The sequence below is a fragment of the Crystallibacter permensis genome (assembly GCF_025960875.1).
Classification (GTDB): Bacteria; Actinomycetota; Actinomycetes; order Actinomycetales; family Micrococcaceae; genus Crystallibacter; species Crystallibacter permensis.
The window spans coordinates 38,739-51,369 of sequence record NZ_JAODLR010000003.1 but is presented as its reverse complement, the minus strand read 5'-3'; the positions used below and the strand labels follow the sequence as shown (position 1 = coordinate 51,369).

Annotated in this window: 11 protein-coding genes and 1 tRNA gene; 6 read left to right on the top strand and 6 right to left on the bottom strand. The window is 62.9% G+C overall.

Going from position 1 to position 12,631, the window contains the following annotated elements; translation table 11 throughout:
• Positions 1-89: 89 nt before the first annotated feature.
• The 4 genes from ilvC to ilvD all read right to left on the bottom strand — a co-directional run bounded on the left by ilvC (position 90) and on the right by ilvD (position 5,625).
• Positions 90-1,115: a ketol-acid reductoisomerase gene (gene ilvC, locus B0G38_RS04385; protein ID WP_074701972.1), complete on the bottom strand. Its 1,026-nt coding sequence runs from the start codon at positions 1,113-1,115 to the stop codon at positions 90-92.
• Between the two features lie 36 nt (positions 1,116-1,151).
• Positions 1,152-1,664 carry an acetolactate synthase small subunit gene (gene ilvN, locus B0G38_RS04380; protein WP_074701971.1) on the bottom strand — a complete coding sequence of 171 codons (513 nt, stop codon included), beginning with the start codon at positions 1,662-1,664 and terminating at the stop codon, positions 1,152-1,154.
• Positions 1,665-1,667: 3 nt separating this feature from the next.
• Positions 1,668-3,572, bottom strand: a complete 1,905-nt coding sequence (locus B0G38_RS04375) for an acetolactate synthase large subunit (RefSeq protein WP_264668322.1) — start codon at positions 3,570-3,572, stop codon at positions 1,668-1,670.
• Positions 3,573-3,921: 349 nt separating this feature from the next.
• Entirely contained in the window at positions 3,922-5,625 is a 1,704-nt protein-coding gene (gene ilvD / locus B0G38_RS04370; RefSeq protein WP_264668321.1) for a dihydroxy-acid dehydratase, read from the bottom strand.
• 88 nt (positions 5,626-5,713) lie between these two features.
• Between ilvD and B0G38_RS04365 the strand changes: the two genes are divergently transcribed.
• On the top strand, positions 5,714-6,157 hold the full coding sequence (locus B0G38_RS04365; RefSeq protein WP_264668320.1) for a hypothetical protein: 444 nt from the start codon (positions 5,714-5,716) through the stop codon (positions 6,155-6,157).
• Positions 6,158-6,179: 22 nt separating this feature from the next.
• Here B0G38_RS04365 and B0G38_RS04360 read toward each other — a convergent pair whose 3' ends face one another.
• Positions 6,180-7,130, bottom strand: coding sequence for a 2-hydroxyacid dehydrogenase (locus B0G38_RS04360; RefSeq protein WP_264668319.1), 951 nt, complete (start codon positions 7,128-7,130; stop codon positions 6,180-6,182).
• Positions 7,131-7,273: 143 nt separating this feature from the next.
• On the opposite strand from B0G38_RS04360, the gene B0G38_RS04355 reads away from it, so the two are divergent.
• From B0G38_RS04355 to B0G38_RS04340, 4 genes are all read left to right on the top strand, one after another.
• Positions 7,274-7,921 (top strand): hypothetical protein, encoded by a 648-nt coding sequence (locus B0G38_RS04355; protein WP_264668318.1) that lies wholly within the window; start codon positions 7,274-7,276, stop codon positions 7,919-7,921.
• Positions 7,911-9,029 (top strand): PQQ-dependent sugar dehydrogenase, encoded by a 1,119-nt coding sequence (locus tag B0G38_RS04350; RefSeq protein ID WP_264668317.1) that lies wholly within the window; start codon positions 7,911-7,913, stop codon positions 9,027-9,029. Before B0G38_RS04355 ends, B0G38_RS04350 begins: the two co-directional genes overlap by 11 nt.
• A gap of 111 nt (positions 9,030-9,140) precedes the next feature.
• Positions 9,141-9,213, top strand: a tRNA-Lys gene (locus tag B0G38_RS04345).
• 1,310 nt (positions 9,214-10,523) lie between these two features.
• On the top strand, positions 10,524-11,300 hold the full coding sequence (locus B0G38_RS04340; RefSeq protein WP_264668316.1) for a hypothetical protein: 777 nt from the start codon (positions 10,524-10,526) through the stop codon (positions 11,298-11,300).
• A gap of 213 nt (positions 11,301-11,513) precedes the next feature.
• Here B0G38_RS04340 and B0G38_RS04335 read toward each other — a convergent pair whose 3' ends face one another.
• Positions 11,514-12,032, bottom strand: a complete 519-nt coding sequence (locus B0G38_RS04335; protein ID WP_264668315.1) for a PH domain-containing protein — start codon at positions 12,030-12,032, stop codon at positions 11,514-11,516.
• Positions 12,033-12,214: 182 nt separating this feature from the next.
• Here B0G38_RS04335 and B0G38_RS04330 point away from each other — a divergent pair, with 182 nt between their 5' ends.
• Positions 12,215-12,625: a hypothetical protein gene (locus tag B0G38_RS04330; RefSeq protein WP_264668314.1), complete on the top strand. Its 411-nt coding sequence runs from the start codon at positions 12,215-12,217 to the stop codon at positions 12,623-12,625.
• Positions 12,626-12,631: the final 6 nt, after the last annotated feature.

Genomic DNA, 12,631 nt, shown 5'->3' with positions numbered 1-12,631 from the left:
ACGCGCATTGTTAAGAATACCAATGTGCGCCCGGCCCCCTTACCGGTTAATTCAGGTGTGCGTGCGGCGCGGTACGCCGCGTGCGTTCCTTAGCGGGCTACGGAGCCCTCGGTGTAGTCATCGTTGGTCTTGATCCACGAGAACAGCTTGCGCAGTTCGCGGCCGGTGGCCTCGATCGGGTGGTCTTCGCCCTTCTTGCGCAGCGCGGCGAATTCCGGCGCGCCGGCATCCTGGTCGTCGATGAAGCGCTTGGCGAAGGCTCCGGACTGGATGTCGGCCAGCACGGCCTTCATGTTTTCCTTCACATGCTCGTCGATGACGCGCGGCCCGGAGACGTAGTCTCCGTACTCTGCGGTGTCCGAGACGGACCAGCGCTGCTTGGCGATGCCGCCCTCAACCATCAGGTCCACGATGAGCTTGAGCTCGTGCAGTACCTCGAAGTAAGCAACCTCCGGCTTGTAGCCGGCCTCGGTCAGGGTTTCGAAACCGTACTGGATCAGCTGGGAAGCACCGCCGCAGAGCACAGCCTGCTCGCCGAACAGGTCGGTCTCGGTCTCTTCGGTGAAGGTGGTTTCGATGACGCCCGCACGGGTGCCGCCGATGGCCTTCGCGTAGGACAGTGCCAGTTCCTTGGCCTTGCCGGAGGCGTTCTGCTCCACGGCGATCAGGTCCGGCACGCCGCGGCCTGCTTCGAATTCGCGGCGGACAATGTGGCCCGGTCCCTTGGGAGCAACGAGGGCAACGTCGACGTCGGCCGGCGGCTTGATGTAGCCGTAGCGGATGTTGAAGCCGTGGCCGAAGAACAGGGCGTCGCCGGACTGCAGGTTCGGTGCGATGTCCTCGGCGTAGACGTGGCGCTGGACCTGGTCCGGGGTCAGCACCATGATCAGGTCGGCTTCGGCGACGGCCTCGGCAACGCCGAGCACGCGCAGGCCCTCGGCCTCAGCCTTCTCGCGGGACTTGGAACCTTCCTTGAGTCCGACGCGGACGTCCACGCCCGAGTCGCGCAGGCTCAGCGCGTGGGCGTGGCCCTGGCTGCCGTAACCGATGACGGCAACGGTGCGCCCCTGGATGATCGAGAGGTCGGCGTCGTCGTCATAGTAGAGCTCAGTCACTTGTATTTCTCCTGTTTGAGGTTTCTTGATAAGGGTCTAGGCGGAACGCAGGGCGCGGTCGCTCATGGACCGGGAGCCGCGGCCGATGGCCAGCGTTCCTGATTGAACAATTTCGCGGATGCCAAACGGCTCAAGCACCGACAGCAGTGCGTTGAGCTTTTCGGCGGTGCCAGTGGCTTCCAGGACCAACGAGTCGGTAGACACGTCGACCACGGAAGCGCGGAATAGATCTGCTGCCTGGGTTACTTGCAGCCGAGTCGCGGCATCCGCACGAACCTTGACCAAGATGTGGTCGCGTTGCACGGAGGATTCGGGAACCAGCTCGACAATCTTGATGACATTGATGAGCTTGTTCAGTTGCTTGGTGACCTGCTCCAGCAGATCACCTTCAGCTTCAACCACCACGGTGATGCGGGAGAACCCGGACGTTTCCGTGGGGCCTACGGCCAAAGAATGGATGTTGAACGCCCGGCGGGCAAAGAGGCTGGCGACGCGGGTCAGGACACCCGGAACGTCTTCAACCAGCACTGAAAGGGTATGGCGTGCCATTGGCTAGTCCTCTTCTTCCCATTCCGGGGTCATGTCGCGGGCGATCTGGATCAGGTCGTTGCTGACGCCCGAGGGCACCATCGGCCAGACCATGGAGTTCGGGCTGACGACGAAGTCGATCACTACCGGACGGTCGTTGATTTCCAGCGCCTGCTTGATCGTTGCGTCGATGTCCTCGGCGCGTTCGCAGCGCAGGCCGACACAGCCGTAGGCATCGGCCATCTTGACGAAATCCGGGATCCGGACCGTCTCGTGGCCGGTGTGCAGGTCAGTGTTGGAGTAGCGGCCGTCGTAGAACAGCGTCTGCCACTGCCGGACCATGCCGAGCGAGGAGTTGTTGATGACAGCAACCTTGATCGGGATGTTGTTCAGGGCGCAGGTGGCCAACTCCTGGTTGGTCATCTGGAAGCAGCCGTCGCCGTCGATCGACCAGACCACCCGGTCCGGGTTGCCGACCTTGGCGCCCATGGCGGCAGGCACGGAGTAGCCCATGGTGCCCAGGCCGCCCGAGTTCAGCCAGGCCCGCGGCCGCTCGTACTTAATGAACTGTGCGCTCCACATCTGGTGCTGGCCCACGCCGGCGACGTACACGGCCTCCGGACCGGTGAGTTCGCCGATGCGCTCGATGACCTGCTGGGGGGCCATCAGGCCGTCGTCGGGCTCGGTGAAGCCCAGCGGGTAGGTGTTCTTGAGCCGGTTCAGCTGGGTCCACCACTCGGTCAGATCCGGCGTTCCCTCGGCGGCAAACCGTTCCCGGCAGGCTTGGGCAAGCTCCGGAATAATTTCCTTGACCGAACCGACGATCGGCACATCCGCGGTACGGTTCTTCGAGATTTCGGCCGGGTCGATGTCGGCGTGGATGACCTTGGCGTCCGGGGCAAAAGTGCTCAGGACACCGGTCACGCGGTCATCAAACCGGGCGCCCAGGGTGATGAGCAGATCCGACTGCTGCAGCGCCGTGACGGCCGAAACCGCGCCGTGCATGCCCGGCATGCCGACGTGCTGCAGGTGTGAATCGGGGAAAACGCCGCGGGCCATCAGCGTGGTGGCAACCGGTGCGCCAACCAGTTCCGCCAGTTCGAGCAGGTCCGGGGACGCCTGGGCCTTGAGCACGCCGCCGCCGACGTAGAAGACGGGACGTTCCGCGGCGGCAATCAGCTTGGCTGCCTCGCGGACCTGCTTGGAGTGTCCGCGGACCACCGTGCGGTAGCCGGGAATGTCGATCTTCGGCGGCCACGAGAACGTCATCTTGGCCTGCTGGGCATCCTTGGGGATGTCCACCAGCACGGGGCCGGGACGGCCGGTAGTGGCGATGTGGAACGCCTCGGCCAGCACCCGCGGAATGTCTTCCGGGTTCGTGACCAGGTAGGAGTGCTTGGTGATCGGCATGGTGATGCCGACAATGTCCGCTTCCTGGAAGGCGTCTGAGCCGATAACGCTGGTGGCTACCTGCCCGGTAATCGCGACCATCGGGACGGAGTCCATATGGGCGTCCGCGATGGCGGTCACCAGATTGGTGGCGCCGGGGCCGGACGTGGCGATGCAGACGCCTGCCTTGCCGGTGACCATGGCATAGCCCTGAGCGGCATGGCCTGCTCCCTGTTCATGGCGGACCAGGATGTGGTTAATCTTGGTCGAGTCCATGAGCGGGTCGTAGGTGGGGAGGATGGCCCCGCCCGGCAACCCGAAGACGTCATCGACGCCCAGTTCTTCCAGTGAACGGACAACGGCTTGTGAGCCGGTCATTTCTGTGGGCGGCACGATGTTGTTGGGCCCCTGAACGGGGTTGACCGCATCCACGATGGAAGAGACAGAAGCAGCGACATCTTTGTTCTTGACAGCGTCGCCGGCCGCGGCCGGCGCTTTTTGGGCCATCAGCGAGGGGCTGATTGGCGATCCCTTACTCATCGGATTTCCTTTGCGGATCTTCTGTAATTTCGGATGTGCCTGCCGGTTCCCTGTAGCGGGACCGGCTCTGTTCTCTTCTGCAAATAAAAAAACCCCGTCGAGCCGGTTGGCTCCGATGGGGTTTCGCGCGTGACGTGGTCTTACCAGCCGGGGCTTACGCCACGCGCTTGATAAGGACGACCACGGATACGTTCTGCATGACTTCAGTGTTCTACCACACAGATATCAGTGTCAACCGGAGACAGCGTTGTCTCATTATACGGACATTTCTGTCCAGTTAGTGGACTCTAACCGGGTCCACCGGAAGGCGCACGACGGCGGGTGGTTCCCCGCCGCCGTCGTTCTTCGGTTAGCCGCAGTATGCGCCGGTGGAGGCCGAGTGCACCAGCTTGGCGTACTTGGCCAGAACGCCGGTGGTGAACTTGGCCGGCAGCGGCTCCCAGCCGATCTTGCGGCCTTCGAGCTCGGCCTCGTCGACCAGCAGGTCGAAGCTGCGGGCGGCAATGTCCACGCGGATCCGGTCGCCGTCCTTGACGAACGCGATCGGACCGCCGTCCACTGCTTCCGGTGCCACGTGGCCGATGCACAGGCCGGTGGTGCCGCCGGAGAAGCGTCCGTCGGTCAGCAGGAGGACATCCTTGCCCAGGCCGGCACCCTTGATGGCACCGGTGATGGCGAGCATTTCGCGCATGCCCGGACCGCCCTTGGGACCCTCGTAGCGGATAACGACGACGTCGCCCGCCTTGATTTCGCCGCGGTCCAGCGCCTCGAGCGCACCCTGCTCGCGTTCGAAGACGCGCGCTGTGCCTTCGAAGACGTCGGCGTCGAAGCCTGCGCTCTTGACGACGGCGCCTTCCGGAGCCATGGAACCGTGCAGGACCGTGATGCCGCCGGTCTTGTGGATCGGGTTGTCCAGGGCGCGCAGGATTTTGCCGTCCAGGTCCGGCGGATTGATCTCGGCCAGGTTCTCGGCAACGGTCTTGCCCGTCACGGTCAGGCAGTCGCCGTGCAGCAGGCCGGCGTCCAACAGGGCCTTCATGATGACCGGCACGCCGCCTATCTTGTCCACGTCGAACATGACGTAGCGGCCGAACGGCTTCAGGTCGCCCAGGTGCGGGATCTTGTCGCCGATGCGGTTGAAGTCCTCGAGCGTCAGGTCCACCTGAGCTTCGCGCGCGATCGCCAGCAGGTGCAGCACGGCGTTGGTGGAGCCGCCGAAGGCCATGGTGACGGCGATGGCGTTCTCGAAGGCCTTCTTGGTCATGATGTCGCGCGCGGTGATGCCCAGGCGCAGCAGGTTGACCACGGCCTCGCCGGACTGACGGGCGAACATGTCGCGGCGGCGGTCGGCCGAGGGCGGGGCGGCGGAGCCGGGCAGGGACATGCCAAGGGCTTCGCCGATGCAGGCCATGGTGTTGGCGGTGTACATGCCGCCGCAAGCGCCTTCGCCCGGGCAGATCGCCCGCTCGATGGCGTCCAGGTCCTTCAGGCTCATCTTGCCGGCAGCACAGGCTCCGACGGCCTCGAAGGCGTCGATCAGTGTGACTTCCTTCTCCGAGCCATCCTCCAGCTTGGCGAAGCCGGGCATGATCGAGCCCGCGTAGAGGAAGACGCTGGCAAGGTCCAGGCGTGCGGCAGCCATCAGCATGCCCGGCAGGGACTTGTCGCAGCCGGCCAGCAGCACCGAGCCGTCGATCCGTTCGGCCTGCATCACCGTCTCCACCGAGTCGGCGATGACCTCGCGGGAAACCAGCGAGAAGTGCATGCCCTCGTGCCCCATCGAAATGCCGTCCGAAACGGAGATGGTGCCGAACTGCATCGGGAACCCGCCGCCGGAGTGGACGCCTTCCTTGGCGCCCTGGGCCAGCCGGTTCAGCGACAGGTTGCAGGGGGTGATTTCATTCCAGGAACTGGCGACGCCGATCTGCGGCTTGGCAAAATCGTCATCCCCCATTCCCACTGCTCGGAACATTCCGCGTGCCGGGGCTGCGTGAATGCCGTCGGTGACTACCCGGCTACGGGGCTTGATATCAGGAGTTACGTCCGCGCTCATGACTTCGATTCTATGACCAGCCCCGCTGCCCCCATGACCATGTGACACGGGGGCGCAACACAACGGAGTGGTTCCCTAGGATGGAAACATGCACTCCACCACGCCCACCAGCGACGAACTCAAGGACATCCTGAGCGGCATTTTCGACGCCCAGATCCCCAACCACGGCGACTACAATCTGGTTTTTGGCAGTGCAGGGGCGGACCGGACGGCCCAGTTTCCGACGGTTTCGAGGAAAGGCCGGTATTACGTCATCGGCTATCGCTGGCGTCCGCAGGAGCTGATCCTCGCCCCGTTCAACGGGCCCACGCTCACGGCGGGAAGCGCCCCGGTGGCAATCAACATGACCAATCTCTCCCACGCCGTCCAGTTGGCGGAGAGTGACTACGAAGTAGGCACGAGCACGGGGAAAACCTTCCGGTTCACGGTCCAGGGCCGTGGCCTGCTGCCGATTCCCGGGCACGTTATCGAGCAGGAAGAGGACGAAGCGGATTTCCGCAGCTTCATGGCCGGCCTGCTCGAAGTCGCTTGAGTACTCGAGGCCGCCTGAGCACTTAGGCGAAGGGCCCGGGCTGAACCAGGTTTTCCGGCAGCTCCCCCGCGGACAGCCGCTGCAGCTGGCCCTGCAGAAGCTTGACGATCCGGGGCCAGAACGCTGTGGTGTTACCGCCCACGTGCGGGGCGATGATGATGTTTTCGGACTGCCAGAGCGGGTGGTCGCGCGGGATCGGTTCCGGGTCGAAAACATCGACGGCGGCTTTGAGCCTGCCGCTGAGAACCTCGGCGGTCAGCGCTGCCGAATCGACCACCGCACCCCGGGCAACGTTGACCAGCAAGGCGCCGTCGGGCATCGCGGCCAGGACTTCGGCGTCGATCAGCTGATGGGTGGAAGCGTTGAGCGGGGTGATGACGATCATCACGTCGCACTTTGCTGCCAGCGCGGTGAGTTCGTCCGCGCTGTGCACCCGGCCCTCGGCGTCGGTCCGGGCGGTGTTCCCCACGCGCGTGAGTTCAACCTCGAAGGGCTGGAGCCGCCTGGCAATCTCCCTGCCGATGCCGCCGATCCCGACCAGCAGGACCCGGCTGTCGGCCAGGGACTGCCGCCGCACCGAATTCCACACCGCCTTGGGTTGGTCCCGGACCATCTGGTCCACGCCGCGCAGCGACGCCAGCGTCAGCCCCACCGCCAGTTCCGCCGTGGCGGCGGCGTGGACACCGGCAGCACTGACCACGGCGACATCCGGCCCCACCAGCTCAGGCAGACCGTCATAGCCCGTTGACTGGGTGTGGACCAGCTTCAGTCGTGGCAGGTCCTTCAACGCGTCCCAGTCGGTGCCCGCGGCATACGGCAGAATTACGGCTTCGATTTCGGCGGCGGCAATCCCTTCCGGCGGCCCCTGCAGGTCCCACACTCCCGCCCGAAGTCCGAAAGGCAGCGGCCCCACCGCCTCCAAGAGGGATGAATCCGGAAAGGTGACGGAGTTGATCAAAGTCTGCTGAGCCATGTTCGGAACTTTAGCCCGGCGGCCGCAGTGCGCCCAAAGCAGCCGGGCCTGCTGGCCCGACTGCCCAGCTATGGACATGCTCTGGGGCGGGAACTAACGTACGCATCAGACGATCCACGCCGCCAACCGAAGAAGGTCCCGTCATGGAATGGTTCATCTGGGTACTGATTGTCGTCATCGTGGCTGCGTTGTTGTGGTGGCTTTTCACCCGGGGCTCCTCGGCAGGGCAGGTGCCGGCCTCGAGCGGGCCTCTGGGCCACGCACCGACCAACATGGCGCACGGACCATCCGATGCGGCCGCCCAGGCCCCTACTGTCGGCAGGATGGGCGTGACGGAGGACGACCCGAAGCCGCGGCAAGGCAATGTAGCTCACCGCTCCGAACCGGCAGCCGGCGGGGTTGCGGCCGGTGCAGCTACGGGCGGTCTCATTGCCGGACATACCAATGAGACAGGCTCGAATGACAAGGGCCCCGAACCCATCGACGGCTGGACCGAGAGCGCCGCGGAAACAGCACACTCCGAGCCCGCCGTTGAGGACAAATACATTGAAGACTCCGACGCTCCGGCACCTACGCACGGCAAGCATGCGGCACCGGTAGAGCCGGATGCGCCCGCCGGTTCCTTCACCGGGACCGAGCCGAAGCCACAGGAACGCGGCAACACCGTGGACAGCCAGGACCCGCTTTACGATGAAACGCAGTGGCCTTCGCACGACGGCGAAACCGTCATCGAGCCGCGGGTGGACAAGATTGAGGACAACGACGGCGACCGCGGCACGAATGCGACCTAAGCCGCAGCCTCCCACTGGCACCTCCGACCGGGCCGACCGGCGCCGCAAGAGCATTCTTCGGCGCGGCCGGCTCCCAGCCACCGCTGCGGTCCTGGCGCTGGGCCTGGCGGCTTGCACCGGTCCATCCGATAACGCCGCCCCAGACGCCGGGAGCACCTCGTCATCAGGGGGCCCGGTCACAACGGCAGCTACGGACCTGGAGTCGCCCTGGTCCATCGCAGTGCTGCCGGATGGGAGTGCGCTCATTTCGGAAAACGACACCGGGCTGATCAAACACGTCAGGGACGGACGCACCGTGGCTTCCGTGCCAATTGACTCCCCGCTCGAAACAACGGGAGAGGGCGGCCTGATGGGTCTCGCCATAGGCCCGGACTTCGCCGAAAACCAGCGCCTCTTTGTCTATCTGACGTCCCCTCAGGACAACCGGCTCATCAGCTACCACTGGAACGAGGGCACCCTCTCGGACATGCGCGAAGTTGTCACCGGGATCCCCAAATCGCGGATCCACAACGGCGGACGGCTGGAGTTCGGCCCGGACGGCTACCTCTATATCTCCACCGGGGACGCGAGCAATTCCGAAACGGCGCAGAACCTGGATTCTTTGGGCGGCAAGATTCTCCGGGTCACTACCGACGGGGAGCCGGTCCCGGGCAATCCCTTCCCGGACAGTCCCGTGTACAGCTACGGGCACAGAAACGTCCAGGGCATGGATTGGGATTCGCAGGGCCGCATGTGGGCCACCGAATTCGGCCCCACCGAGGACGACGAGCTCAACCTCATCGAGCCGGGGCAGAACTACGGCTGGCCCGCCGTTACCGGCGCCCCTGGAGACGAAAGGTTTGTGGACGCCGTCGTTGTTTGGCCTTCGACGGCGGAAGCCTCCCCCAGCGGCATGGCCATTGTGGAGGATGTCGCCTGGATAGCGGCCCTGCGGGGCGAACGGCTGTGGCGCGTAGAACTGACCGAGGAAGGCGCAGGCGAACCTACGGCGCTCCTGACGGACAAGTACGGCAGGCTCCGCGACGTGGCGCTCTCTCCCGAAGGCGACCTGTGGGTACTGACAAATGGAGGCGATCCGGACCGCATGTTGGCCGTTTCTGTGAAGTAGCCAACAATCGCCCGCTGGATTTCGCATTCACCAAAAAGTCCTGCTAGAGTTACATGTCGTTGCGAGGGAGAGAACGGAAACGAAAAAGTCCGAAACTCTCCCAAACACACTGCACCTCTAGCTCAACTGGCAGAGCAATTGACTCTTAATCAATGGGTTCCGGGTTCGAGTCCCGGGGGGTGCACTGACAAACCCCGTCTGACTAGGCAAAACGCTTGGACAGACGGGGTTTTTGTTTGCCCAAAAGCGGCTCAAGGGCTATTTACGGGATATTTATTTTCCGCGCGGGGGCTGGGATGCCGCCCAGCAACCAACCATCTAATATTCACCATTCGACGGTGAAAGACTGGCGTACAGCTTCCACAACCGACTCCGTGGCTTCCTCAAATAGATCCACCGGCCGGGCACCATCAAGGTAGCCCGTGGGAGTGTTCAGCCATAGGGTCAAGCTGGCGTCGCTGCGACCTGCATTGCGAGCCGCGCTTATCAGATCCTTCATAACACGGCGGACCGTCCTGTTGACCGGATCAAATTGGAAGCCGGGGATAGCGTAGTCCCTCCGGACGCGAGGCCGCTATCAGTCTTCCTGCCTTCCTCTGGTCGTAGGCGAAGCTGCGATTCGGTGTTGAGCAGCCTACAGCGGTCGATACTTCGATGCTGGAGAGCAGACCGAATTCTGCCTCAATTGCACGCCAGGCATTCTCAGTGGCTTGGATGCTTTGGACGACCTCGGGCGAAACAGACGTCTCGATCGCGGCGCCTCCAAAGACTTTGAGGTTCTTTTGCATCTTGACCGCGGCCCTCAACGGCCGTGACCCGATGAGGCTGGAACCGGCTGTCGGACTTGGTTTCACCTCCAACTTCGCGATGCGCGCGTGTTTCAACTCCCGGCGGGCGGATTCGCCCGTCGATGCAAAGCGCCTCTTGCGACGCATATTGCCCCCCTATCGGTCATACTCTCTGGACAGCCAGTGGCGGCACACTTTCAGGTGGTAGCCGATCAACCTGTAGGCGCACACCGTTCATCTGCCAGTTTGACGATGCTCATTATGGGCGAGGTTCGGCGCCACGTGAGGACTCCGCCACGCACGATTACATAGAATCCCGCGCACTCCCCCACCCTCAAAGTATCCAGAAACACAAGAGGCAAAGGCTCTCCGTCTCGACGCAGAACCTTTGCCGGGTCCAAATCAAATCCAGAACGTTGATCGTGCTCAAATGGAAGGCGCGTCAACGTGCGGCCGGGCAGCGTGAGATCTAGGCGATAGAAGGAGCCTGAGGCAGAGACCAAGCGATAAGCGCCAGTTTCGGCATCAGTCAGTTCGTAGACAGCGGTCATACAGCAAAGGTATCAATAGATGTGAACACATGTAATTGGACATGTCTAACACGTTTTAGCAGCAAGACCCGTATGCTCTCGCCTTGAGAACCGCTCCCCGAACCGTGTTCTCGTGCCTCTGTAGAAACGCCCAAAACCGTTATCTGAAGTAGCGCATGAACAAGGTAACCCGCGTCCACCACAGAATGGCCACCCCCGCTTACTGTCAGACCCGGCTCCTACAATCCGTCTGTATGAATGACCTCTCTCGCTTGGGCCCGATCGAACACGCTATTCAGACGAAGGATGCGGTCGCTCTGTTGGCCGTCATACGCAATCGATCAGAGTTCGATCCAGGCAATGGTTGCCACTTGTGGCGCGGATCGAAAAGGGTAAATGGCTACGCCTATTCAGGGAGACATCAGACGAACCGTCTCGTCCACCGCCTCGTCTACTGGGCAGCGCAAATGGACTTGCGGGGCGAATATCACGAAGTACCCAAGCCGCTGCACCACAGGTGTGGGGTCGCCGCCTGCGTCAACCCCGAGCACATCTCCCTGACGAGTCAGGCAGCAAATGCTGTCGAATCACTCGCACGAAACTTTCATGTGAAGCTCATCGCAGATCTGGCCAGCGCGTTGACTGTTCACGAGCCGGATCACCCGCTGATCTCCGTTGCTGAAGCCGCGCAAGTAACCCTGCCTGCGCTACCAGGAACGTATTCTCAATCATCTTCAGCCTCGTCAAGGTTCCTGGCGCGACGGGCTGTTGCAAATGCTCAATATGCTGCCAATCGCAAGGCTCACGAGGTAAGTCGCTTTGAACAAGTGCTGGAGGTGGACCGGCTCCGGAACCGAGGGACAACACTCAAGAAGGCCTTGGAAAAGGTCCGAATCAGCCGTTCCGTTTATCAAGATTGGACCATCCGCTTGCGTCAGGCAATGCAGAGATGAACCGTTAGGCAAAACAGTACGCCCCCGACTCGCTGCACGGGACCTCCCCCGCGACCAGGCGTGGCGAAACAATGGCGGGTGGAGACCGTGAAGCTGGAGGACTCCATCCGGGACGACTACCGGCACACCGCCTAAGTGATCGCTGCAGGATTACTGGACTACGGAGCCCCTGAAGCCGGGGAAGAGGAACCGTAAACAGAAATCGCGAATAAATTAGATCCGGGCCAGCAATTCCGCCTTCTTGGCGTCGAATTCCTCCGATGTCACAATCCCGGCATCCCGCAGCTCGCCGAGCTTACGCAGCCGGTCGAATACCTCGTCTGCCTGGTTCGCTGCCTGAGCCGGTGCGGGAGCCTGTACCGCGGGACCCGGGGCACTTTGGCCGATCCGGGACTTGAACACCTGCGTGAACTTCTCGAAGGCAGGAAGGTCCGAAATCCACTTGAGGTTGACCTTGTTGCCGGAGGCGAAGAACGACATCTGGTGGCCCATCATCGACTTCGACTGCTCGAAGGATGAGATGTTGCCGTAGGCGAAGGACTCCAGATCGTAGCCGCCGAGTTTCTTCGCAAAGAAAACGATGCGCCGGTCCGTCGCCAGCATGACACCGGTGCGCACCGAATCGCTACCCAGGATTTTGGTCTCGTACGTGCCCATGACGGCGGCCTGGATGGTTTCGCCGGGCTGAAGATGCGGCTGGGCCTGTTCGATGAGCTTTTCGATCTTGGCCATGTTTCCCCTAGTTGCTTGGTTATTGGTTACATCTTATTCCGGAAGAGGACGGCGCCCCGCTGTCGGTAACAAAAGAATGCTGTCGTAGGCCTTGCCGTCGCCGTGGCTGCCGTTATGCTCGGTCGTGGGGCCGCTTCCGCCGGCGCCGGACGAGGCTACGACTGCTGAGGGGATTCCGGAGAATGCGCGAAAAAGATGTGTGGAACCGGGCACTGGACGACGACTATGAGGGTCCGCGGGCCGAGGGAGACCGGGCACTCTACGACCTGCTGATGCTGGACAACGACGCCCAGAACGGCGGCCTGATGCACGGCATCCAGGTCCTCGACCAGGATGAACTCACTGCGGCCGTGGCCGGCTACCGATGGTTCGGCCTCGATGCCCTGGCCGACGGTATCGTGTCGATCGCCACTGAGGCCGCAGGCATCGATGTCGATGACCCTGATAGCTTGGACGCGCAAAGCGAGCTGGAGGAGCGCGCGGACGAACTCTTCTTCGGCGAGCAGGGCAGCGACCTCCTGGGCAGGGCCTTCAACAAGAAGCTGGCCGATCAGCCGGACGCCTTCGCTGACCCGGCACCTGTCGGCCCGTAGCTACAG

Excerpts from the sequence above, each read along its gene's own strand:
- ilvN (WP_074701971.1), bottom strand. The coding sequence starts at position 1,664 with ATGGCACGCCATACCCTTTCAGTGCTGGTTGAAGACGTTCCGGGTGTC.
- B0G38_RS04375 (WP_264668322.1), bottom strand. The coding sequence starts at position 3,572 with ATGAGTAAGGGATCGCCAATCAGCCCCTCGCTGATGGCCCAAAAAGCG.
- ilvD (WP_264668321.1), bottom strand. The coding sequence starts at position 5,625 with ATGAGCGCGGACGTAACTCCTGATATCAAGCCCCGTAGCCGGGTAGTC.
- B0G38_RS04365 (WP_264668320.1), top strand. The coding sequence starts at position 5,714 with ATGCACTCCACCACGCCCACCAGCGACGAACTCAAGGACATCCTGAGC.
- B0G38_RS04360 (WP_264668319.1), bottom strand. The coding sequence starts at position 7,130 with ATGGCTCAGCAGACTTTGATCAACTCCGTCACCTTTCCGGATTCATCC.
- B0G38_RS04355 (WP_264668318.1), top strand. The coding sequence starts at position 7,274 with ATGGAATGGTTCATCTGGGTACTGATTGTCGTCATCGTGGCTGCGTTG.
- B0G38_RS04350 (WP_264668317.1), top strand. The coding sequence starts at position 7,911 with ATGCGACCTAAGCCGCAGCCTCCCACTGGCACCTCCGACCGGGCCGAC.
- B0G38_RS04340 (WP_264668316.1), top strand. The coding sequence starts at position 10,524 with ATGAACAAGGTAACCCGCGTCCACCACAGAATGGCCACCCCCGCTTAC.
- B0G38_RS04335 (WP_264668315.1), bottom strand. The coding sequence starts at position 12,032 with ATGGCCAAGATCGAAAAGCTCATCGAACAGGCCCAGCCGCATCTTCAG.
- B0G38_RS04330 (WP_264668314.1), top strand. The coding sequence starts at position 12,215 with ATGCGCGAAAAAGATGTGTGGAACCGGGCACTGGACGACGACTATGAG.